This is a genomic window from Bacillus sp. FSL R9-9834 (assembly GCF_038006905.1).
Taxonomy (GTDB): domain Bacteria; phylum Bacillota; class Bacilli; order Bacillales; family Bacillaceae_G; genus Bacillus_A; species Bacillus_A pacificus.
This window is the reverse complement of the sequence record NZ_JBBOWD010000001.1, coordinates 2,739,608-2,762,099: the sequence shown is the minus strand read 5'-3', so window position 1 is coordinate 2,762,099 and position 22,492 is coordinate 2,739,608. Positions and strand designations below refer to the sequence as shown.

Here is a 22,492-nt window from a genome sequence, read left to right as displayed (position 1 = left end):
CAAAATTTCACATACCGTATTTTGAAAAATAAATATAGGAAAACCAAAAAGTAATGTAGAATATATCGTACATACATATATGAAGTCAACAGAAAAGATAAAGAGGTGGGCATATGTTACTTGAAGAAGTAATGCAGCAACTAGAGGAATACGGAACAGAACAGAATCGTAAAACGTATAAAAACCACGGAGCGAAAGAGCCACTATTCGGAGTTAGTTTTGCTAATTTAAAATTGTTAAAAAAGAAAATAAAAAAAGATCATGATTTAGCAATTTTATTATGGGAAACAAAAAATATGGATGCAATGACATTAGCAACAATGATTTTAGATCCAAAGAAAGTTACGACAGAACTGCTAAATAAATGGGTACAGGAAGTTGATTATTATTGTTTAATGGATGTTTTAATGACGGCTATTTGTACGTCGCCGATCGCGATAGAAAGAATGGAAGAATGGACAAAGTGTGATGATGAATGGATTGGAAGAGCAGGCTGGTCTTTATTAGCAAATATAGCGATGAAAAATAAAACGTTACAAGACGATTTCTTCTCTCCGTATTTAGAAGAAATTAAAGTAAATATACATAATGAAAAAAATAGAAAAAAAGAAGCGATGAATCGTGCTTTAATCGCGATAGGAATTCGTAATGAAGACTTAGAGCAAGCAGCGATTGAAATTGCACGTGAAATTGGAAAAGTACACGTTGATCACGGGGCAACGTCATGCAAAACACCAGACGCAGAGCCGTATATAAAAAAAGCGAGAGAAAGAGCTGAAAAAAAGAAAGTGAAATAAGAAAAGGGGAACGGTTATGAAAGCAATGGAAGCGGCAAAAAGCATCATTACATCACAATTTCCGAATTGTGATGTAGCTTTACTTGGAGGAAGTGTTGCAAGAGGAGAAGCGACAAAAACATCTGATTTGGACATTGTAATAGTTGATCAAAGTTTAACGTCTTGTTATCGAGAATCTTTCTATAGTAATGGGTGGCCAGTTGAGGTATTTGTACATAATTTTGAAACGTTAAAAACCTTCTTTAAAATAGATTGTGACCGCGGAAGACCTTCGTTACCACAATTAGTTGCAGAAGGTATTGTATTAAAAGGGGAAAATGAAATTGTTGAGAAATTAAAAAGCGAAGCGAATGAGTTACTAAATAAAGGGCCAGCTAAATGGACGGAAGAAATGATGGAGCAGAAGCGTTATTTTATTACAGATACTTTGGATGATTTTATTGGTGCATCAAAAAGAGAAGAAGAGTTGTTTATCGCGAATTTATTAGCTGATTTATTACATGAATATGTATTAAGAGTAAATGGTAAATGGCTTGGAAGTTCAAAATGGTTTATAAGGGTACTTAGAAGATATGATGAACAATACGCAGATCAATTTGTAACAGCATTCGATCATTTTTATAAAACAGGAGAGAAAAGAAAATTAATTACTTTTGTAGAAAAAACGTTAGAACAGTATGGAGGAAGAATGTTCGAAGGGTTTTCTATAGGAAAGTAAAAGGGGGATCATACAATGAATATACCATTCGTTCAATTAAGAGAACTGACACTAGATGATGTAGAAGACCGATATCAATGGTCATTAGATACAAAAGTAACAAAACATTTAGTTGTACCAGATCAATATCCACCGTTCACTCGTGAAGATACAAAAAAATGGATTGAAGCATGTATAAATCGAAAAAATGGTTATGAACAAAGAGCAATCACTACAGAGAACGGCATACATATTGGATGGGTAGATCTTAAAAACTTTGATAAAACAAATGAAAATGCAGAACTGGGAATCGCGATTGGTAATAAAGAATACTGGGGTAAAGGGTATGGAATAGCAGCCTTATATAGTATGTTACATGTAGCATTCTTTGAATTTGAATTAGAAAAAGTATGGCTACGTGTAGATGAAGATAATTTTCAAGCTAGAAAGAGCTATGAAAAGGCTGGTTTTGTATGCGAAGGATTAATGAGAAATGATCGATTACGTAGAGGTCAGTTCATTCATCGCTATCGTTATAGTATGTTAAGAGAAGAATATCAATCTTTAATTAGTAGTTTATAAAAATATTATGTTAATTAAAAGGGGATAGAGAAATATGATTCGATTACTTACGAAAGAAGATGCAAAAAAATATTGGGACTTACGTTTACAAGCATTACAAGTAAACCCTGAGGCATTTGTAACAACTTATGAAGAGGCGATTCGTCAGGAAAATCCTATTAAGCGAGTGGAAAGTAATTTATCAGCTGCTACTAGTTGTACATTTGGTGCTTTTAATGAAGAGAATCAATTAGTTGGAGTTGTCACTTTACTAACAGAAGAGAAAGAGGCGTATAAACATAAAGGGCATATCGTTGCGATGTATGTAGATGCAAGCAATCGAAGAAGTGGCCTTGCACGTGAGTTAATACGTAAGGCAATTGAAAGAGCAAGAGAAATGGACTTGGAACAATTGACATTAGGTGTTGTTTCCACAAATGAGCCAGCAAAAAAGTTGTATGAATCTATGGGCTTTAAAACGTATGGGATTGAAAAGAGAGCTATAAAGATGAATGGTGTGTATAGTGATGATGAACATATGGTGTTGTTCTTGTAAGGGGGGAGTTTCATATGAAAGATCTACTTTTGCAAAGAAATATGAACCCGCAAGTTGCGATTTTGTATGCGACGGTTACGGATACATTTAAACGACTGCAAAAGTTAGTAGAAGGTACTGATGAGAAAGAACTGTCATTTAAAGGGACAGAAAATAATGAAAATAGTATTGGACAACTACTTCAACATTTAGCAGTTGTCGATTTACATTGGGTGTACCGATTAAAAGGAGAAGCAATTCCGCTCGTACTTGAAAATATATATGGACCTATGTTAAATGAAGCAGGAGAGCTGCCAAGTTTAAGAAAACAGACGTTGCAACAATTAATGCAAAATTATGAAGTTGTGCAACATATGTTTTATGAGGAATGTATGAAACTAACAGAAAATGATTTAATACGAGAAGTTCTTTATGAAAAGGGAGAAAATGCGACTATAAGGTGGGGGATATGGCACATAGCTAATCATAATCGGTACCATCAAGCTCATATTAGTCAGTTAAGAAAACTATATAGAGCTAGATACACGCGAGATGAAAAATTCGAATTTTAATTATATTTAAATTGTTGTATAGTAGTAAGAAGAAACTGAACAAGGGGTTTTATAATGAAAGCTATAGCAGTAGGGATATTGGCATCATTTTTCTTTGCCTTTACCTTCGTTTTAAACCGGGCGATGGACTTAGAAGGTGGAAGCTGGATTTGGAGTGCATCATTACGGTACTACTTTATGGTTCCGATGCTTTTACTTATTGTCATGTATAGAGGAAACTTAAAGCAACTCTTTCAATATATGAAAAACAATCCGAAAGAATGGTTAGTTTGGAGTATCGTTGGATTTGGTCTCTTCTATGCACCACTTAGTTTTGCCGGAGCTTTTGGACCTGGTTGGCTCGTTGCATCAACATGGCAAATTACAATCGTCGCAGGGATTTTATTAACACCATTTTTTGCGGTAGATCCATTACATAAAAAACTCCCAATGAAGGAATTAGTTATGTCGGGTATTATTTTATGCGGTGTTGTACTCATGCAAGTAGAACATGCTTCTTCATTAGGAATTCGTGAAACTGTTTTATGTGTCGTTCCTGTACTTATTGCAGCGTTTGCGTATCCTCTTGGAAATCGAAAAATGATGCAAGTTTGTAAAGGGGAGTTAGATGTATTCCAGCGAGTTCTCGGTATGACTTTAGCCAGTTTACCATTTTGGTTTTTACTATCTGGTTATGAAGTATCAACAGGCGGACTACCGTCAAGTAGTCAAGTTTTTCAATGTTTTATTGTAGCAGTTAGTTCTGGCTTAATCGCAACGGTATTATTCTTCTTTGCGACAGATCTTGTAAAAGATGATCCACAAAAACTAGCAACAGTGGAAGCGACTCAGTCCGGTGAGGTTTTATTTGCGCTAGTAGGAGAACTTATCTTGTTATCTGCACCAATTCCGTCATCTTTATCTTGGATTGGTATGAGCCTCGTTATTATCGGAATGATACTACATAGTTATGTAGCGGTCGTTGTGAAGAAAGAAGAAAAAATAACTGCGTGATGAGATTAGCTCTTTATATAAAGAGCTAATCTTTTTTCATAGAAAGGAATGATGATATGAATTTGCAATGTGTTAAACAAATTGAGAAAGATCCCATATTAAATGTACTACTGTATGCAGTCGGCCCAAGTGAATCTAGCAAAAAGAAAGCAGTTTTATTTTATGAAAGCAATAAAGGGACTTTGCATAGATATGAAGAAAAGGCTTGCATAGGTATTGAAATAACCGGAGCAAATAAAGCGAGAATATGCCACATAGCAGTGGTACCGCAATATCGTCATAAAGGAATAGCGGTGCAAATGATAAAGGAAATAGTAAGAATGTATCAATTGACGTATCTAGAGGCAGAGACAGACGCTGAGGCAGTAAAATTTTATAAGAAAATGGGTTTTCAGATTCAAAGTTTAGGAGAAAAATATCCGGGGATTGAAAGGTTTCATTGTTATTTGGAAAAATAGTACGAAAATATGCAAATATATATTGTGTTTAGTTTGAAAAAAGTAACATTTACATTATATAATAAAGGTATCTGGAAAAATATAGATAATGGAAATTAGGTGTATAACACATGAGAATGGATAAAAGTAAATTTATAAAAATTGCTACTTCAATAGGGGTATCATCTTTTTTATTAACTGGATGTGGTGATTATGAAGAAGATACTGCTCAACAAGAAAGTACTGCTGTTAAAACAGATGGTGCAAAACAGGGAAATGAACAAGAAACATTAAATTGCGATGATAAAACGCCTACTAATGAAAATGTAGAAAATGATGAGTTATGTAAGGAAATGAATCCATCATTTTCATCGTATCATGAAAATTCACATTTACCGATACTTCCATTCGTAGCAGGATATTTATTAGCAAGCAGAACTTCAAATATGAATTATACAGCAAAACCAAATATAATGAAGAAACCGTATGCAAATAATATTATTCCATATCGTGAGAAAGACCAAAGTAGAACTGGTGGCAGCGGTGGAGGAGGATACTACGGTGGAACTAACAGCAACAACAATAATTCTTCTAATAAAGTGGATTTAAATAAACAACAGCCAAATTCCTCAAATAAAGCGACGCCAGATACAAATACGCCAAAATCATCTACGACACAAACGCCAAAAGTGAATTCAGGTTCAAGTGGAATTGGGAACGCAAAAGCGCCAGCCGGATCATAACACGAAAGGATAATAGAATCATGTATACAGAACAAGAGCAGAAAGAGTATATGAAAGTATGGTTTTCACTAGCGGAAGAGGCTGGTCGGAATGGATTTACTTGGCCGAGTCTACTAGAAAATGAAGAATGGAATCAATATATGGCAACAGGTATGTATCGTATGCCTGTAAACACATATACTGCTATTTCGAAAGCAACAGAAGAAATTATGTACGTGTTATATAGAACGTATCAATATATTCTCAATACGGCAGAAGATTTTCAAACACTAGGATTTCCTGCTGAAACATGGGAAATTGCGAGAATGAAACACACTGGTTTGTTTTCATATTTTACGAGATTTGACTTTATCGTAAATGGTGAAGATATAAAGTTAATAGAAGTAAATTGTGATACACCAACAGGTTATTTAGAGCCATCTGTTGCAAATGAAGTGTTGTGCCGTTATCACGATGTAAATCACCCAAATCATATAGAAGAGCATATTGTGCAGGCGTGGGAACAAATTAAACATGACTATAGTATAGATCCTAGAGAAACGATTTATTTTACGAGTTATGATTGGCATGATGAAGACCATCAAACGGTTCAATTTTTAAGAAGTTATTGTTTAGATCAATCAACGGATTATATAGGTATACAAGATATTGTCGTTGCAGATGATGGTATATATACGCAAAATGGTGAACGAATTCATTATTTATATAGACTATATCCAATTGAATATTTAGTTTCAGATGCTGATAAAAACGGGAAAAGAATTGGACTCCAGTTTTTAGATCATATTGCGCAAGGTAGAGTGAAAATCATTAATCCACCAGCTGCTTTTCTTATGCAAAATAAAAGTGTACTCGCATTAATATGGCAACTTTACGAAGAGGAAGTTTTCTTTGAGGAAGAGGAGCGAGGAATCATTCAGAACTACTTTTTACCGACATATTTTACAAATAAACCGTTTATAGAACGAAATGAATCATATGTATCTAAACCTTTATACGGCCGTGAAGGCGGAGGAGTATCTATATACGAAAATAATGAACTATTAGCTGAAGATAAAACAGAGTATTACTTTGAACAGCGGAAAATATATCAGCAATACATAGAAATGCCTGACTATACAATTGACACATGGGACGGTCCGTATACTGGTAAACTATTAATTGGTTCACACTGTATTAGCGGGAGAGCTGCTGGTTTATTTTTACGTGTAGGTGAGAAAATAACGGGAAACTTATCGATGTTTACTGGAGTTACAATTGAAGGATAAATGGAACAAAGAGCTCATCATTTTTGATGGGCTCTTTCGTTTAAATATATTGTTTTTATTGCTGTGATGTAACGACTTCAGGTTGCTTCTTTTGTTATATAAAACTAATTTATTACCATTTTTTGTGTAGATAAAAATGATTAAGTTAAAAATTAAGAAAAATATGATAATATATGTATGTAGTAGTTTAAAACAAAATGGGGGAACAATCGTGAAAATGAATGAAATAGTGGCAAGTACGCCATTGCCAAATACAATTAAAACAATTACAAATGATTTAAGAAAATTAGGATTAGAAAAAGGAATGACAGTTATTGTACATTCTTCGTTAAGTTCCATAGGCTGGGTATCTGGAGGCGCAGTTGCAGTAGTAGAGGCGTTAATGAATGTTATTACAGAAGAGGGAACGATCATTATGCCAACTCAATCTTCGGATTTATCTGATCCGAAACATTGGTCAAGACCACCTGTACCTGAAGAATGGTGGCAAATTATTCGGGATAACGTCCCAGCATTTGAGCCACATATAACGCCAACAAGGGCAATGGGAAAAGTAGTTGAATGTTTTCGTACATATCCGAATGTAGTACGTAGTAACCATCCATTAGGAAGTTTTGCTGCATGGGGAAGACATGCAGAAGAAATAACGATGAATCAGTCACTATCAATGAGTTTAGGAGAAGAATCTCCATTAAGAAAAATATACGATTTAGACGGATACATATTATTAATTGGTGTTGGATATGATTCCAATACTTCTGTACATTTATCAGAAGTACGTTCTGGTGCGTGTGAGTTAATAAAAGTAGGGGCACCCATTATAGAAAATGGTGAAAGAGTGTGGAAAAAATTTGTTGATATGGATTACGATTCTGACAAATTTGTAGAAATTGGTGTGGAATTTGAGCAAAAGGGAACTGTGAAAATAGGGAAAATAGGAAACGCAAAGTGCCGTCTTATGAAACAACGTGATATAGTTGATTTTGGAACAGAATGGTTTCGTAAGAAAAATTAGTAAGGGATGGTTACAATGAAGGGGAAAAAGGTATTAATTACAAGCGGTGGTTGTTTAGAAAAATGGGATCAAGTTCGTGGTCATACGAATATGGCAAAAGGAACAATTGGAAGAATAATCGCCGAAGAACTTATAAGTAAAGGGGCCTATGTTATATATTTACATGGTTATTTTGCGGAGAAACCGAATGATATAAACAATCAATTAGAATTACACCCATTTGAAGGAATTGTTGATTTACAAGATAAAATGAAGAGTATCATTACGCACGAAAAGGTCGATGCAGTCATTATGGCAGCGGCTGGATCTGATTGGATTGTGGACAAGATTTGTGATCAAGAGGGCAATGTTCTTGATATGAATGGAAAAATCTCAAGTGATATAGCGCCAATTATACATTTTCAAAAGGCACCGAAAGTATTAAAACAAATAAAAGAGTGGGATCCAGAAACTGTACTCGTTGGCTTTAAACTTGAAAGTGACGTAAATAAAGAAGAACTGTTTGAAAGAGCGAAAAATAGAATGGAAGAAGCGAAGGCGAGTGTAATGATTGCAAATTCACCACATTCTTTATATTCGCGCGGAGCAATGCACTACGTAATTGGACAAGACAGTAAAGGGCAGTTATGTAATGGAAAAGATGAAACAGCGAAAGAAATTGTCAAAAGGTTAGAAGTACTATGTAATCGCGTTACTGCTTCATAATTTTAAGTATTTGGATAAGAGTGAGTCCGCATAGTATATATTGGTAAGCGAAACTTTAATTTATGGGAATTTTACTTTTGCACAAACGTTAACCATCCAATATGGATACATAGAATAATTGGTGAGGAGTGAATTCTATGGAACATTTATTAAAGCAAGCTATTAAACTCCGGAAAGAAAAGAAATATGCGCAGTCTAAAGAGATACTCATCGGATTAACAAACTTTACGAGGGATGCAGAAGTACTTTATCAATGTGCCTGGATACATGATGTAATGGGTCTTGAAACAGAAGCTATGCCGTATTATGAACAGGCAATTGCAAACGGTCTTGAAGGGGAGTCACTTTGCGGCGCATATATCGGTCTTGGTAGTACATATCGTTGTATAGGCGAGTATGATAAAGCAATTACTGTTTTAGAAACAGGTTTGCAGCAGTTTCCAGATAATGATGTGATGAAAGTATTTTTGTCATTAGCGAAATATAACGTAAACGATCATGAATCCGCGATGAAATTATTACTTGAAACAGTCGTAAAAGTAGAAGAAGTTAAAGAGTTTGAACGGGCTATTTCATTTTATAAAGACCATTTAAACGAGGTTTTTAAATAGAGGAGTGAAAGTATGAGTGTCACACTTTCGCGAAGGCGAAAAGGTATATGGATTGGACTCGTATCTTTAATCTTATTATCAAACTATTTATTGTATGCTCTTCCGATTGTACCAGCTACTCCGAAAGAAGTTGTTCTTGGGTCATTATTAGATTGTATGTTTGTAATTCCGGTCATTACGTATTTCTTTATTATTCGAAAAAGATACTCGTTAACGTATATATTCCCTGTCGTAATAGCTGGTTATATATTTGCAAGATTTATTATTCCAAGCGACTATTTACAAGCTTTTTCATACGTTTCTTATATTATAGTTGCAGGAGAAATTGCTTTTGTATGTGTAGAGTTATTCCTTCTATATAAAATTGTTAGAAAGCTTCCTAACATAATAAAAAAATATAAAGAATATAAAAGTGAGTATTCTTCATTTTCTTATGCAATTGATGCTGCGTTTGACGCTGCTATGAAAAGAAATAAATTAGTAGATATTATTGTAACAGAGTGTAAGTTAATCTATTATGCATTTTTATCGTGGCGTGAAAAACTACCAGAAGGTGAATACGTATACTCATATCACAAAAAGACTGGCGCAATAGGTGTATATATTATGATCATCCATGCGACCTTAATAGAAAGTATCGGCTTTCATTATTTGTTTCATCAATGGAATCCAGTTGTAGCATGGGTGTTACTTATTTTAAACGTATATGCAATGTTTTATTTTTTAGCTGAAATACAAGCAATGCGTAAAAATCCAATTATTGTTACGGAAAAAAAATAATCATTCAAATCGGATTAGGAAAGAAAATTATTATACCTTTTACACAAATTGATAAGATTACGTTCTATAAAGGAGAACTTTTAAAGAAAGAGAAAGAGGTTCTTGACGCAACGGTGATGGAATTTATAAAGGAACCTCCAACATTTGAAATTATACTTAAAGAGCCGGCGAAAGTACAATTGTTATATGGGTTTTCTAAAACAGTAAGTCGTGTTCACTTAAATGTTGATGAGGAACGGAATTTTTATGATGTGATGACGGAGAAATTGAACCATGAATAATGCTACTAATTTTCATCGTACGTTTGGTGTGTATGGCATTTGTATCGAAAACAATAACATATTAGTAATAGATAAAATTAAAGGTCCATATAAGAACAGATATGATCTACCTGGAGGGAGCTTAAATGAAGAGGAGTCGTTGTTATCGGCACTCCATAGGGAATGTAAAGAAGAAACTGGATTAGAAGTAAAGGTTATAAAGCAAGTAGGTACGGTTGATTTTCAATACCCTTCAAAGTTTAAAGATTATACACATGTACACCATATTGCAGTTTTGTATGATGTTGAAAAGAGTGCAGGGAAAATCATAGTACCAAAACAATTTGAAGGTCAAGATTCTTTAGGAGCGAGATGGGTTTCTATAGAAAGCATTACAGAAGACAATTCATCTCCACTTGTATGTAGTGCAGTAGAATGGCTGAAAACAAATGAGCTTCCATTAGAAGTGAAAAAATATGAAGCATGGACAGTGAAAAACTCCTTCTAAAATAAGAAGGAGTTTTATTGTGTACTTGGAGACCAAATACTTCTTTATGACTATATAAACCGATATAATAAAGCTAGAAATAGCATAAGGGGAAACAAAGAATGAATAAATTACTAACATCCAAAAGTGAAATTATAGAAAGAAAAATACGATATGACTCGACAACAGTAGAACACACTTGTTTATTACTTGAAAAGCAGTTGCGAAGTATCGTGTTATTTCATGAGGTTCAGTATTCATTTACGATGAATACACGTGATTCAAGTTTAACAATCCCGAAAGGCAGTTACACCATTGCATACTACTGGGAGGATCGTCCGTACAATTTATACATATGGAGAGATAAGGATGGAATGTATGTAGGCTCTTATTTTAATGTTGTAAAAAATACGCAAATAACAGATGAACTAGTGTCATTTGAAGACTTAATTATTGATATTTTGGTACTTCCAAGTGGAGAATATTTTATTTTAGATGAGGATGAGTTGCCTGAGTCTTTAGAGGAGTTTGAGGATGGTTATGTGAATGAAGCTCTTAATGTATTAGAGGAAATAATTCAAAAGACCCTTCCTCAAATGATTGTAGAAACAGAAAGAGTGAGGTTAAACTAAATTGTAATCGATTTGAAAATAGAATACGTGTTTAATGAAATTGAGTAGTATCAAGTTATATAATCTAACTTTTTTGATAAGTCTAAGGTTAGATGTATATTTCTTGGGATTACTCTTTTTTGTGGAAATTAATATTGACTGAATATAGTTCAGTCGTTTATGATTGAATCAGATTCAGTCGAGGACAAACTTAGTAGGAGATGACCTATGAAAAGAATATCAAAAGAACCAGATATAAGACGACAAGAGTTAATGGATATTGGCTTTGAACTATATATGAAAAATGGTATGAAAGGATTTGGCATAAAAGATGTTGTGAATCATGCAGGTGTAGCAACAGGCTTATTTTATTATTACTTCAAGTCTAAAGATAACTTTGTTGATGAAGTGTTAAATGATTTTATTGTGAAAAATATGGAGTTAATCGAAGAAGTACTAATTTCAAATGAACGGTCTGTCATGCAAAAGATGGAAGATTCTCTAAATATATTTTGGACATTTATTGAAAAATTAGCGCCTTATAAAAATGTGAGTTCTTTTCAGACAGAACAACATTTTCAACTGGAACAGAAATTATTCACGCGAATTCAGCCATTAATTCGACAAGTGATTGAAGAAGGGATGAAAACGGGGATTTTTAATACTGATAACTCATTACTAGCTTCAGGTTTTATTTTATACGGTCTTAGCAGTGTTGCTCATTCAGAGGTGAATTTGAATTTAGATACGAAGCAAGAAATGGTTAATTTAGTATTAAATACACTACGATATGATCAAAGAGAAGGAGAATGTATATGAAGATTATGATCGATGGAAACAATATTTCGAATGAACAACTTACAAAATGGAAAAGAGAACGTATTAAAAAAGTTTTAAATACATTAGGACATAAAGAGCAAGAATTAAATGATACAGACGTTATGATAAAAAAACTAACGGAACTAAAATTAAATTATTCATACGATGAAATGTATGATAAGTTGAAGTCTAAACTTAAATTAAGTGAAATGGGTATGCGTATCGCTACAGTTTTATCTGGTAATAGACGGAAATTTTCAAAAACAAGTATTTATTTAGATGGGATTACAGCAGAAGAAGCGATAAATGGGATTGACAGTTTTATGCTTGAACAATCACGTGAAAATAATCAGGTGAACTTGTCAGGTTGTCCTGATCACTATGTACTAAGACCGTTTGGGGAAAATGAATTAGAAGTTATCGAAACTACTGGTAATTCTCCATTTCCAGTTCAATTTTTTATTGTTTTTGGTGACGAAACGGGATTGAAGACACCTAGGGATAAGTCTTATCAATACCAATCAACAGGTGTTGCACGTATGAAAGACGGTACTACTATTGGTGGAGTTCGACATCAATTCAAAGATACAGATACTGGTATAGAAGTAAGTCTAGTTGTAGAGTTTCCAGCACTTTGTCCTAATAGCCTTATTAAATCGCACCAAATGCATTTGGCATGTGAGTTTTCTTATTGGTTACAGTGGATTAAGAACCGTAAAAAATAAATAACAATAATGATGTTCAAACGAACCATATGTATTTTTTAACAAAACCTAGTTGACTTATCGGAAATATTTGTATAATATGTACTTAATTCTATTACGTATTGCTGATTGGAGAAACCAAAGGCATTTTATCTATTGATAAAATGCCTTTGGTTTTTTTATTGCATAAATACTGAATCTGTTCATTTAGATGAATCATTTCAAGGAGGTGAAGAAGTGACTGTTTCAATTGATGGAGTATCAAAATATTTTTCGAAACAAACTCGTACTGTTCAAGTATTAGAGAATATTAATTTTCAATTAGAGAAAGGGGATTTTGTTACAGTAATTGGTCCGAGTGGTTGCGGAAAAAGTACACTATTAAAAATTATTGCAGGCTTAGACGGCGAGTTTGAAGGAGAAATCATTATTGACGGGGAGCGTATAACAAAACCGAGTAAGAAGCAAGGATTTATATTTCAAGAGCATCGATTGTTTCCGTGGCTTACAGTGGAAGAAAATATTGCGGCGGATTTGTCATTAAAAGATAAGTATGTGAAGGATAAGGTAAAGGAATGGGTTGAAATTGTTCGACTAGATGGTTTTGAAAAATCATATCCGAAAGAAATATCAGGCGGGATGTCACAACGTGTTGCGATTGCAAGAGCGTTGCTAAGAGATCCAAATGTATTGTTACTTGATGAGCCATTTGGAGCACTGGATGCATTTACCCGAAGTCATTTGCAAGAAGTACTGCTCAACATTTGGGAACAAAAAAAGACGACAATGATATTTGTTACACATGATATAGACGAAGCAATATATCTTTCAAACAGAATTGTCATCATGAGTGCAAAGCCTGGAAAAATACATAAAGTGATTGAAAATAATTTACCTTATCCGCGTAGTAAAACTTCGGAGTCATTCCAAGAAATTCGAAAGAAAGTATTACAGCAGTTTGAACGCGGGGGACTAATTCAAACAAGTATATAGGGAAAGGGTGAGTATATGTATAAAAAAATCAAAATTCTTTCTTTTGCATTAGCTATTTCTTTATTTTTATTCGGATGTGAAAAAAGCACAGCAAGTAGTAAGAAGGAAGATGTAACAGTACAAATTGGTATTCAACAAGGATTAAGTCCACTATTACTCGCACAGAAAAAAGGATGGTTTGAAGAGGAGTTTAAAAAAGAAGGAGTTAAGGTGAAGTGGACAGAGTTTCAAAGCGGTCCTCCTTATTTTGAAGCAATTGCATCAAATCGATTAGACTTTGGTGAAGTTGGCAACTCTCCAGTTATTTCCGCGCAAGCAGCAGGTATTGAATTTACTGAAATTGCTAATACGAGTTATGCGAGAAAAGGAACAGGCATTCTTGTACAAAAAGATAGCAAGATTACGAGTGTAAAAGATTTAAAAGGTAAAAAAATCGCAGTAGCAAAAGGAAGTAGCGCATTTAATTTATTGTATCGAGCGCTTGATAAAGAAGGTATCAATGCAAAAGATGTAAATGTCATTCAGTTACAACCAGATGAAGCGCAGCCAGCATTTGAATCAGGATCAGTAGATGCATGGGCAATTTGGGATCCTTTCATATCGTTACATACGGTAAATAAAGGAGCAAAGGTGATTACAGATGGTGAACAATTAAACGTATCTTCCCCAGAGTTTTTAATTGCGAGAACAAAATTTGCGAAAGAGCATCCAGAATTAGTGGAGAAATTCCTTAAAGTATATGAAAAAGCACGTGTATGGCAAGATGAAAACTTGGATGAAGCAATAAAAATATACACTTCTGCAAAGAAAATAGATGCAGATATTGTAAAAGAAGTGTTTAATCACGACAAACCCATCTTAGTTCCGGTAGCGAAAGAAATAGTTGCAGAACAGCAACAGACAGCAGATTTTCAATATAAGCTCGGTTCTATAAAGAAAGAAATCAAAACAGATAAAGTTGTAGATAATTCTTTCGTAGAAAAAGCAATAAAGGCGAAATGAAAAGAGGTTTTGTAAATTGGAAAATACGAAGGCTGCTGTGAAAAGGGCGAGTATAACGATTGGCAAAAGCAATGTAAAAAAATTGCGAAAGACAAATGTAAAAGTGTTAGTAAGAGCGATTACGATACCAATTGTCGTATTAATTATTTGGCAGTTAGCTGGCGTATTCGATTTAGTCTCTAAAACAGTATTACCAACGCCATTACATATATTTCTAGCTTTTCAAGAACTTATAAAAACAGGAGAGTTATACGGTCATCTAAGTATCAGTGTATTCAGGGCTGCGGCTGGTTTCTTTATTGGTGGGAGTCTAGGAATTATATTAGGAACGATTGTTGGGTTTTCAACGAGAAGCGAGCAATATTTAGATCCGTCAGTACAAATGTTAAGAACTGTGCCTCACTTAGCTGTTGCACCGCTTTTCGTATTATGGTTCGGTTTTGGTGAAACATCGAAAGTGTTATTAATTGCAGATGGTGCATTTTTTCCTTTATACGTAAACGCGTTTCTAGGAATACGAGGTGTAGATTCAAAGTTATTCGATGTTGCGAGAGTGTTAGAGTTTAGTAAAAGAAAATTAATTACAAAATTAATTTTACCTGCTGCATTACCTAACCTTTTACTAGGAGCAAGATTATCATTAGGAGTTGCATGGGTGAGTTTAGTAGTAGCAGAACTTATGGGATCTACAGAAGGTATTGGCTATATGATAATGGATGCAAGGCAATTTTCAAATACAGATATTGTATTTGTCGGTATCATTATCTTTGCATTCGTTGGGAAGTTTTCTGATTCACTTGTTCGTTTACTAGAAGTGAAGTTTTTAAGATGGAGAGATAATTTTAAAGGAGAGGTAGGAAATTAACATATAAATTATTAGGGGTAATTTATATAGAGTATTTTAGTGTATGTTTCAACATAAATAAGGGGTGTGTAAAGGTATGGAATTATTATGGTTTATTCCGGCGTATGGAGATGGTCGATATTTAGGCACGACAAAACGAGGAAGAGCAGCTGAGTATGGTTATTATAAACAAGTTGCACAGGCAGCCGATTATTTAGGATATACAGGTGTGTTACTTCCAACTGGTCAAGGTTGTGAAGATCCATGGGTACTTGCATCGGCACTTGCAGCTGAGACAGAGAAATTAAAGTTTTTAGTAGCAGTTCGACCAGGACTAATGTCACCGACAGTTGCAGCGAGGATGGCTTCTACATTTGATAGAATTTCAGACGGGAGGTTACTTATTAATGTAGTAGCTGGAGGAGATCCAGTTGAATTACAAGGAGATGGATTATATCTTGAACATGATGAAAGGTATGAAGCAGCTGATGAATTCTTAAAAGTTTGGAAATCGACTTTGCAAGGTGAGACCATTTCATTAGAAGGAAAACATATTAAAGTTACGGATAGTAAAGTTGTGTTCCCACCAGTTCAAACGCCATATCCTCCTATATATTTTGGAGGATCATCCGCTGCTGGAAAGGAAGTTGCAGCAGAACATAGTGATGTATATTTAACGTGGGGAGAGCCGCCAGAGCAAGTGAAGGAGAAAATAGAGGAAGTAAGAAAACTGGCAGAAGAGAAGGGGCGTTCAGTACGATTTGGCATCAGGTTACACGTAATTGTAAGAGAAACAGAAGAAGAAGCGTGGGAAGAGGCAGAACGTTTAATTCAATATGTAGATAATGAGACAATTGAGCTTGCTCAAAAGACATTTGCAAGATATGATTCAGTTGGTCAAAAACGAATGACCCATTTAAATAAAGGTACACGAGAGTCGTTAGAGATAAGTCCTAATTTATGGGCTGGCATCGGGCTTGTAAGAGGTGGTGCAGGTACTGCGCTTGTTGGAGATCCGCATACAGTAGCAAATAGAATAAAAGAATATGAAGCGTTAGGAATTGATACATTTGTTTTATCAGGATATCCACATTTAGAAGAGGCATATGAAGTGGCAGAACTTTTATTTCCTTTATTGAAAGAAGAAAAGAAACAAGAAAATAAAATTGTTGGTGAAATGGTAGCTGATGCATATGCATTAAAAAAATAGTGAGAAATAAAGTGAAGCTTTAATCCTTTGGTTGAATTGTCCCAAAGGATTATTAGCCTTCACCAATTGGGTATTTAGAGGCAGTTTCACCTATGTTTTGCTTCATTTTGTTTACTGTCTGTTAATACGGGGGAAAAAACTCGCAAGTAAATCACTTGCGAGTTTTCATCGTAAACTATTAGAAAATATGATAAAATTAAATAGTAACTTAAGGTACGGTTGGTTGTTCAATTATCACTTCTCTAAGTAGGAGGGGGGTGATAATAAGTGAGTGAAATAGCGTTGTTACTGCAAGGTGGACTGTTTCTCGTTGCATTGTTAACATTCGTCGTCGTTTTAATAGACAAGCTCAAAAAATAACAACCCACCTATGCCAATAGAATGTGGGTTGTTTTGTTTGTAAGAAACAAATAGGATAAATGAACAATCCAATCTGCTAAGTTACGTGGACTAGTGTGTAGCCGCACACTAGTCTTTTTTATTTATATACAATTTATAATTGGTTTATGTGATTGTATTGTTCTTTTCATACTTATTATAACACAGTGTCTTTTCATCAAGAAAGGAGACCGTATGTTCTGTTTCTAATTAAATAGAAGGTGATTTTTCTTTAAAGAGCCCGTCCATATACTGTTTTAAAGTTTGAACGTAAAATTCTTGCTTATTTACATCATTAACGCCGACAATTGGTGAAGGAAGTTCATATCTCTTTTCTGATAAATGAACGACAACATCAAAAATATCAAATAGACGAATGAAACAGAACAGGCCATCTTTATCACTTAATAAAATAAAGTAGTGGTTTTCGCTATTTGTATTTAATGTATTCCATAAAGAACTTTTGCTTAAATCACGAACAATGCTCTTTTCTTTTAATTCCATGAAGTCGGCATTTGATAGGATGCTAGAAATATCAATCGCATCTGGATCTTCAAAATAGCCATCGACTGCTTGTACAGCGAAAGTATAAGCCATTTTTAATACACTCATTTTATACTTACGGTTATCTAAAAGTAATTCACGTTGAATAGAGCTAGCTACTTTCGTTACACGTTCTTCTTTCCAAATTTCATTATGTAGTGAAATATCGTGCTTTTTACATAGTTTCATAATTAATGCATTGGAATAAAGTATTTCGTCACTTACTTCAACAACATCCGTCTCAGCCGCTGCAAGTTCCTCACCATGCTCATTCGTATAGAGCGGGGAGTCAATCTGTTTTTTCATGTGTTCAATCTTAAACTGACTTAATTTATGCCGGATTAAGGGGCGATCAATATTTGTTGTCATTTGTTCATAACAAGTATCACAAATTGAGTTTGTGAAATAATATCCACATAATATTTCTGGGATGACATATTGTTCACTAAGTTCTTTCGTATCTTTTCTGCAAATGATGCATTGTGTCATTTTTATCACCTTTACCTGCAAATTTGTATGTAATCTCATTGTAGTGTATTTATTGGTATTTTGGAATATTGTAAAGGAAAATATTATGTGAAATTGTTACTTATTTTGGTACAATGAAGTGAAGTGCTAGTTTAAAGGAGGACGTTTTTTTGAAATCGAAAGTGCACTTTTGGACATTAGAAGTGCTAATGGTTGTAGCGATCATATTTATTTGCACAAAAATATCGTTTCTATTTCAACCGATTGGTATCTTCATATCAACGCTGTTTTTCCCAATCTTAATCGCGTTATTTTTATACTTCATATTTAATCCGGTGTTAGTCTTTTTAGAGGAGAAAAAAGTACCTAGAAATTTAGCGATTTTACTGTTATATCTTTTTATCATAACATTAACTGCGGTTGGAGTTGGGGTAGTTGTTCCAACGATCTCACAACAGCTAATGGATTTAGTGAAAAATATGCCAGGCTATATAAAAGAGGGAAAACTATACATACAAGATTTATCCCATCATAGATTGTTTGAATGGTTATCTACGCAAAACTATGTTTCCATTGAAACAATTGAAAAAAATGCAATTGAATACTTAAAGGATATACCAAACACAATTACGTCGAGTGCAACGGCTTTATTTGGTATCATAACGAACGTCGCATTAGTTATTTTTACAGTACCGTTCATTTTATTTTATATGTTTAAAGATGGACATGCGTTTCCAGGAAAAGCAGTAAGTTTATTACCAGAGTCATACCGTGAAGAAGGGCTTCGTATCATTAAGGAAACGAACGAAACATTATCTGCATATATTCAAGGGCAAGCGCTCGTTTGTATATTTGTAGGTGCTTTTACTTTTATCGGTTATTTAATTATCGATTTACCGTACGCTTTTGTTTTAGGAATTATAGCTGCATTTACAAATATCATTCCTAACTTAGGTCCATTTATCGGTGCAGCACCAGCTGTTATTGTAGGTTTGTTCGTATCTCCGATGCAAGCGTTGTACGTAATTATTATCGTAACAATTGTACAACAATTTGAAAGTAACATCATTTCACCGCGTATTATGAGTTCAAAATTAAATATCCATCCGTTAACAATTATTATTTTAATTTTAGGGGTAGGTAACTTTGCGGGAATTATCGGAATGATCTTGGCGGTGCCAGTGTATGCAGTAACGAAAACAGTTGTATCGAACTTAGTGAGATTGTTTAAGACGAAGAGAAGTAATCGAAAGTAAAGTAATGAATTAAGAGGTATAGAACTGTTATTGAGTTCTATACCTTTTTATTTAATAATATGGCAGGAATATGTGTCTTTGTATCGTATATATTCAATAAATAAATATTTATATCAAAAGGAGTTTAGCCACATGGCAGAAATTATAGATACGGAAATGATTATAAATGAATTACAACATAAAGGTATTATTCATTTGACAAAAGAAAACATTGATAGAAAAAAGGGAACGACTGAAGGACAAGTGTATATTTTATATGGAGAGTCTAATAAGAAATATGTATTAAAGATCGATAAACCTGAAAATATTTCGTATACAGAAAGATTTCTTCATATGTATGAAGAGATTTATTTACTTCCTAAAATTATATTTACAGATTCAAACAAAAAATTTATTTTATATACATTTATTGAAGGTGAGACGCATTTTAAAAGAGGGAGTAAAATTCAATGGATGACGTGTTTAGCAAGAGATTTCATTAATAATTATAAGAAATGTAGTGAGGAAGAAGAGTGGGGAAGATTAGGTTTACCAAGAAAGTCTTGGCATGAATTTAATACATACAGTGTTAAAGGAGCTTATAAAAACTTAAACGGTATTTTATTAAAAGATGATTATATGAATGTTATGCAAATTGTAAATGAACTATCAAAAGGGGAGAAGGAAGAAGAAAAACATTTTCTGCACGGTGATACAGGTATACATAACTTTGTCTTTCGAAACGAGATATTAAGAGGTGTTATTGATCCATCGCCAATAGTTGGCCCAGTATTATATGACTTTACATATGCTTTTTGTTCATCACCTGATGATTTAGAAACAGAGACATTATTTGAAGCTTTTTCGCATTTAAATAATGTAGACATTGAGAATTCAAGAATAGTAATGGAAGTTATAGTACAACTGTACACTCGTATTGGAGTTTGTGCAAAAGTGCACCCACAAGATTTAGAAGAGTACTTAGTAGCTTGGCGATATTGGAAAGATAAGATACAAAAATGCCTATTCTAATATTGGATAATAGGCATTTTTGTTGTGATGTTTTTACACATTAAATACGATGAAAAATAAAATTAAAACAGCCTATAACTATGTGGAATCCCTCTGAACTATCCAAATCATTTCCTTACAACGTGCTATCAACATCATAATCGACTCCTTTCAAGTTTTATATTTTAAAGGATTATATGTGAGTATAGTATTTGCTTCTACGATCTCGAATTTCGTCCATAATCTTTTTGTATTGTTGCTCTTGTTTTAATTCATCTTCAGAAAAGATTTCTTTTTGGATTGTAATTGTTAAGAAGAAAAGATGAAACTTCATGATACATTCCTCCTTTCGAAAGGAATTATAGATGGCTACAGTAGTGACTTTGACGTTCTTTTACATCTTCCATAGCTTTATTAATTTGATGGTCATGCAATATCTCACTGTCCGAGAACTTAGTTTTTTGAATTGTGATAGTTAAAAAGAATACTTTAAATTTCATTAGATAAAACCCCTTTATAAGTTTATTAGAAAAGACGGCTGTAATAAGAAGCTTGACGTTCTTTTACTTCGTCCATAATAGTTTGAATGTGTTGCTCACGCAAAATCTCTTTCTGTGAAAGTTTACGTTTTTGAATGGTGATAGTTAAAAAGAATGCTTTAAATTTCATTAGATAAAACCCCTTTATAAGTTTATTAGAAAAGACGGCTGTAATAAGAAGCTTGACGCTCTTTTACTTCGTCCATAATGGATTGAATGTGTTGCTCGCGTAAAATTTCGTTGTGAGAAAGTTTACGTTTTTGAATGGTGATAGTTAAAAAGAATGCTTTAAATTTCATGAAGGTAGTTCTCCTTAAAAATATATTTTTAATACATATGCGTATAATATGAACTTTTAATGTCAGTCATTTTATCAGTCAGTTGTTTTATTTGTTGTTTACGATGGATCTCAGCTTCAGTTAAAGTGTTTTTCTGAAGTACAGTCGTAAAAAAGAAAATATGAAAAGTCATAAATGAATTCCTCCTTTCGAAAAGGAATTACATGTGATCACAATAAAGTGCTTGGCGCTCCTTAACATCATTCATAGCTTTTTCTATTTGCTCATTATGAAACATTTTATCTTTAGAAATTTTATTTCTTTGAATCGTAATACTTAAAAACAATACGCTAATAGTCATCGAATGTTGCTCCTTTCTTTAAAAAATAATGTAAGAGACTAAAAAATCGCACAAAAAAGCCACAGGAAGATATAGTTCTCCTATGGCTAGGCGTGAAAAAGCCACAGGAAAGTATACGACCTCCTGTGGCGAATTTATGAATTAATCGAAATAATGTACGATTTTCAATTCTCCATTAGGGTGGTCGAATTCATATTGAATTGTCCAGAAAACACAGGTGCAGTTAACGCTAAAGTTAAAGCATGTAATTGTAATTTCATCATTTCCTTCGACCTCCTTTTAGAATATTTTTCTTACGTTAGTAAGTATATACAATTAATGGATAATTGTAAACATAAAAAATGAAAATTTTTAATTTTGATTAAAATGCGTATATTTTAAAGGGTTTTGAGAAGGTGTATTGTAATTAACGAAATATCGATAAAAATGGGGGATGCTAAATGAAATATATGCATCGTAATGTAGTTGTTATGCTAACAATTTTTTTATGTATTACTTCTTGTTCTAGAGGAGAAAGAATAAAAGAAATATCCGATGTTGAACCTGGTGATTTTAATAAATATGCAGGGACATACGTTGGGAATAACTCAGATGTAGTTGCAATTGTTAATCATTTACCTGGTGGTGAAACATTTCAAAGTGTAAGTTTAGAGAATGAAAGTATAAAGGTGAACTATGGTGCAAAAGGGAATGGCCCCCTTACAGAAGACATGGTTGAGACGTATTGGTTTGATGGTAAGGATACAATAAAGAAGAATTTTCTCTTTAATGCTATTTATCTAGCGATTTTAGTACCAAATGCAAAAGCTTTTGATTTCCAAGTAGAAAATAAAAAGTTTACGATAAAAAGAGAAGAAATACTACCAATCTTGTATGAAAATTTTAATGATTTTCCAAAAGAAGATAATATATGGGATAAAAAGAAAGTAGTAAAGTTCCTTAATGATAATAAAGAAAAAATGAATAAGCTTGTGAATGATAAAGATTTCCGAAAATCTTTATTTATTAAATATCCAGTGGAATAATTGGAGGGAC

General features: G+C 33.6%; 31 protein-coding genes and 1 pseudogene. 25 read left to right on the top strand and 7 right to left on the bottom strand.

Annotation, left to right across the window (positions count from 1 at the left end; translation table 11 throughout):
• Window positions 1–113 precede the first annotated feature (113 nt).
• The 22 genes and pseudogenes from MKY00_RS14400 (at window position 114) to MKY00_RS14295 (ending at window position 17,004) form a co-directional block, all read left to right on the top strand.
• Window positions 114–797 (top strand): DNA alkylation repair protein, encoded by a 684-nt coding sequence (locus MKY00_RS14400; RefSeq protein WP_074585595.1) that lies wholly within the window; start codon window positions 114–116, stop codon window positions 795–797.
• A 16-nt stretch (window positions 798–813) separates the two neighbouring features.
• The gene (locus MKY00_RS14395) at window positions 814–1,515 is read left to right on the top strand and encodes a nucleotidyltransferase domain-containing protein (RefSeq protein ID WP_016717777.1); all 702 of its coding nucleotides are present in this window, start codon (window positions 814–816) and stop codon (window positions 1,513–1,515) included.
• A 15-nt stretch (window positions 1,516–1,530) separates the two neighbouring features.
• Window positions 1,531–2,076, top strand: a complete 546-nt coding sequence (locus tag MKY00_RS14390) for a GNAT family N-acetyltransferase (protein ID WP_016717776.1) — start codon at window positions 1,531–1,533, stop codon at window positions 2,074–2,076.
• 34 nt (window positions 2,077–2,110) lie between these two features.
• Window positions 2,111–2,611: a GNAT family N-acetyltransferase gene (locus MKY00_RS14385; RefSeq protein ID WP_000620338.1), complete on the top strand. Its 501-nt coding sequence runs from the start codon at window positions 2,111–2,113 to the stop codon at window positions 2,609–2,611.
• A gap of 14 nt (window positions 2,612–2,625) precedes the next feature.
• Entirely contained in the window at window positions 2,626–3,162 is a 537-nt protein-coding gene (locus tag MKY00_RS14380; RefSeq protein WP_016717775.1) for a DinB family protein, read from the top strand.
• Window positions 3,163–3,216: 54 nt separating this feature from the next.
• The gene (locus MKY00_RS14375) at window positions 3,217–4,155 is read left to right on the top strand and encodes a DMT family transporter (RefSeq protein WP_000643664.1); all 939 of its coding nucleotides are present in this window, start codon (window positions 3,217–3,219) and stop codon (window positions 4,153–4,155) included.
• A gap of 56 nt (window positions 4,156–4,211) precedes the next feature.
• The gene (locus MKY00_RS14370) at window positions 4,212–4,613 is read left to right on the top strand and encodes a GNAT family N-acetyltransferase (RefSeq protein ID WP_016717774.1); all 402 of its coding nucleotides are present in this window, start codon (window positions 4,212–4,214) and stop codon (window positions 4,611–4,613) included.
• A gap of 110 nt (window positions 4,614–4,723) precedes the next feature.
• Window positions 4,724–5,335: a hypothetical protein gene (locus MKY00_RS14365; RefSeq protein WP_001242159.1), complete on the top strand. Its 612-nt coding sequence runs from the start codon at window positions 4,724–4,726 to the stop codon at window positions 5,333–5,335.
• A 20-nt stretch (window positions 5,336–5,355) separates the two neighbouring features.
• Window positions 5,356–6,603 (top strand): glutathionylspermidine synthase family protein, encoded by a 1,248-nt coding sequence (locus MKY00_RS14360; RefSeq protein ID WP_000287878.1) that lies wholly within the window; start codon window positions 5,356–5,358, stop codon window positions 6,601–6,603.
• 217 nt (window positions 6,604–6,820) lie between these two features.
• Window positions 6,821–7,618 (top strand): BA2930 family N-acetyltransferase, encoded by a 798-nt coding sequence (gene aacC / locus MKY00_RS14355; protein ID WP_141114875.1) that lies wholly within the window; start codon window positions 6,821–6,823, stop codon window positions 7,616–7,618.
• 15 nt (window positions 7,619–7,633) lie between these two features.
• Window positions 7,634–8,323, top strand: coding sequence for a phosphopantothenoylcysteine decarboxylase domain-containing protein (locus MKY00_RS14350; protein WP_016717772.1), 690 nt, complete (start codon window positions 7,634–7,636; stop codon window positions 8,321–8,323).
• A 137-nt stretch (window positions 8,324–8,460) separates the two neighbouring features.
• Window positions 8,461–8,934 (top strand): tetratricopeptide repeat protein, encoded by a 474-nt coding sequence (locus MKY00_RS14345; RefSeq protein ID WP_000400626.1) that lies wholly within the window; start codon window positions 8,461–8,463, stop codon window positions 8,932–8,934.
• A 12-nt stretch (window positions 8,935–8,946) separates the two neighbouring features.
• Window positions 8,947–9,995, top strand: a pseudogene (locus tag MKY00_RS14340) (hypothetical protein).
• Window positions 9,988–10,482, top strand: coding sequence for an NUDIX hydrolase (locus MKY00_RS14335; protein WP_001057916.1), 495 nt, complete (start codon window positions 9,988–9,990; stop codon window positions 10,480–10,482). Before MKY00_RS14340 ends, MKY00_RS14335 begins: the two are co-directional and overlap by 8 nt.
• Window positions 10,483–10,583: 101 nt before the next feature.
• On the top strand, window positions 10,584–11,093 hold the full coding sequence (locus MKY00_RS14330) for a DUF402 domain-containing protein (RefSeq protein WP_016717771.1): 510 nt from the start codon (window positions 10,584–10,586) through the stop codon (window positions 11,091–11,093).
• Between the two features lie 207 nt (window positions 11,094–11,300).
• The gene (locus tag MKY00_RS14325; protein ID WP_000822614.1) at window positions 11,301–11,891 is read left to right on the top strand and encodes a TetR/AcrR family transcriptional regulator; all 591 of its coding nucleotides are present in this window, start codon (window positions 11,301–11,303) and stop codon (window positions 11,889–11,891) included.
• Window positions 11,888–12,616, top strand: a complete 729-nt coding sequence (locus MKY00_RS14320; protein WP_016717770.1) for a hypothetical protein — start codon at window positions 11,888–11,890, stop codon at window positions 12,614–12,616. The genes MKY00_RS14325 and MKY00_RS14320 overlap by 4 nt, the downstream gene beginning before the upstream one ends.
• Before the next feature lie 216 nt (window positions 12,617–12,832).
• Window positions 12,833–13,588: an ABC transporter ATP-binding protein gene (locus MKY00_RS14315; RefSeq protein WP_000218592.1), complete on the top strand. Its 756-nt coding sequence runs from the start codon at window positions 12,833–12,835 to the stop codon at window positions 13,586–13,588.
• A 15-nt stretch (window positions 13,589–13,603) separates the two neighbouring features.
• Complete coding sequence (locus MKY00_RS14310) at window positions 13,604–14,590, top strand: aliphatic sulfonate ABC transporter substrate-binding protein (protein WP_016717769.1); 987 nt, start codon at window positions 13,604–13,606, stop codon at window positions 14,588–14,590.
• A gap of 16 nt (window positions 14,591–14,606) precedes the next feature.
• A complete protein-coding gene (locus MKY00_RS14305; RefSeq protein WP_016717768.1) occupies window positions 14,607–15,455 on the top strand; it encodes an ABC transporter permease in 849 nt (282 codons plus the stop codon).
• A gap of 76 nt (window positions 15,456–15,531) precedes the next feature.
• Window positions 15,532–16,644 (top strand): FMNH2-dependent alkanesulfonate monooxygenase, encoded by a 1,113-nt coding sequence (gene ssuD / locus MKY00_RS14300; protein WP_016717767.1) that lies wholly within the window; start codon window positions 15,532–15,534, stop codon window positions 16,642–16,644.
• Between the two features lie 267 nt (window positions 16,645–16,911).
• Window positions 16,912–17,004: a putative holin-like toxin gene (locus tag MKY00_RS14295; protein WP_001289320.1), complete on the top strand. Its 93-nt coding sequence runs from the start codon at window positions 16,912–16,914 to the stop codon at window positions 17,002–17,004.
• A 228-nt stretch (window positions 17,005–17,232) separates the two neighbouring features.
• Here the strand turns inward: MKY00_RS14295 and MKY00_RS14290 are convergent, their stop codons facing one another.
• Complete coding sequence (locus MKY00_RS14290) at window positions 17,233–18,054, bottom strand: HNH endonuclease (RefSeq protein WP_016717766.1); 822 nt, start codon at window positions 18,052–18,054, stop codon at window positions 17,233–17,235.
• A gap of 149 nt (window positions 18,055–18,203) precedes the next feature.
• Between MKY00_RS14290 and MKY00_RS14285 the strand changes: the two genes are divergently transcribed.
• Both MKY00_RS14285 and MKY00_RS14280 read left to right on the top strand, forming a co-directional pair.
• Window positions 18,204–19,289 (top strand): AI-2E family transporter, encoded by a 1,086-nt coding sequence (locus MKY00_RS14285; protein ID WP_000837888.1) that lies wholly within the window; start codon window positions 18,204–18,206, stop codon window positions 19,287–19,289.
• A 132-nt stretch (window positions 19,290–19,421) separates the two neighbouring features.
• Window positions 19,422–20,300 (top strand): phosphotransferase, encoded by an 879-nt coding sequence (locus MKY00_RS14280; RefSeq protein ID WP_016717765.1) that lies wholly within the window; start codon window positions 19,422–19,424, stop codon window positions 20,298–20,300.
• A gap of 172 nt (window positions 20,301–20,472) precedes the next feature.
• Here MKY00_RS14280 and MKY00_RS14275 read toward each other — a convergent pair whose 3' ends face one another.
• The 6 genes from MKY00_RS14275 to MKY00_RS14250 are packed head-to-tail and all read right to left on the bottom strand — an operon-like array spanning window position 20,473 to window position 21,457.
• Window positions 20,473–20,613 carry a YrzI family small protein gene (locus tag MKY00_RS14275; RefSeq protein WP_016717764.1) on the bottom strand — a complete coding sequence of 47 codons (141 nt, stop codon included), beginning with the start codon at window positions 20,611–20,613 and terminating at the stop codon, window positions 20,473–20,475.
• A gap of 25 nt (window positions 20,614–20,638) precedes the next feature.
• Window positions 20,639–20,779, bottom strand: a complete 141-nt coding sequence (locus MKY00_RS14270; RefSeq protein ID WP_000669812.1) for a YrzI family small protein — start codon at window positions 20,777–20,779, stop codon at window positions 20,639–20,641.
• 25 nt (window positions 20,780–20,804) lie between these two features.
• Window positions 20,805–20,948: a YrzI family small protein gene (locus MKY00_RS14265; RefSeq protein WP_000668966.1), complete on the bottom strand. Its 144-nt coding sequence runs from the start codon at window positions 20,946–20,948 to the stop codon at window positions 20,805–20,807.
• A gap of 25 nt (window positions 20,949–20,973) precedes the next feature.
• Window positions 20,974–21,117, bottom strand: coding sequence for a YrzI family small protein (locus MKY00_RS14260; RefSeq protein WP_000668957.1), 144 nt, complete (start codon window positions 21,115–21,117; stop codon window positions 20,974–20,976).
• A gap of 28 nt (window positions 21,118–21,145) precedes the next feature.
• Window positions 21,146–21,289 carry a YrzI family small protein gene (locus MKY00_RS14255; protein ID WP_000142732.1) on the bottom strand — a complete coding sequence of 48 codons (144 nt, stop codon included), beginning with the start codon at window positions 21,287–21,289 and terminating at the stop codon, window positions 21,146–21,148.
• Window positions 21,290–21,316: 27 nt separating this feature from the next.
• Window positions 21,317–21,457, bottom strand: a complete 141-nt coding sequence (locus MKY00_RS14250; protein ID WP_000156180.1) for a YrzI family small protein — start codon at window positions 21,455–21,457, stop codon at window positions 21,317–21,319.
• Between the two features lie 440 nt (window positions 21,458–21,897).
• Between MKY00_RS14250 and MKY00_RS14245 the strand changes: the two genes are divergently transcribed.
• Window positions 21,898–22,482, top strand: coding sequence for a DUF4825 domain-containing protein (locus MKY00_RS14245; protein ID WP_016717763.1), 585 nt, complete (start codon window positions 21,898–21,900; stop codon window positions 22,480–22,482).
• Window positions 22,483–22,492: the final 10 nt, after the last annotated feature.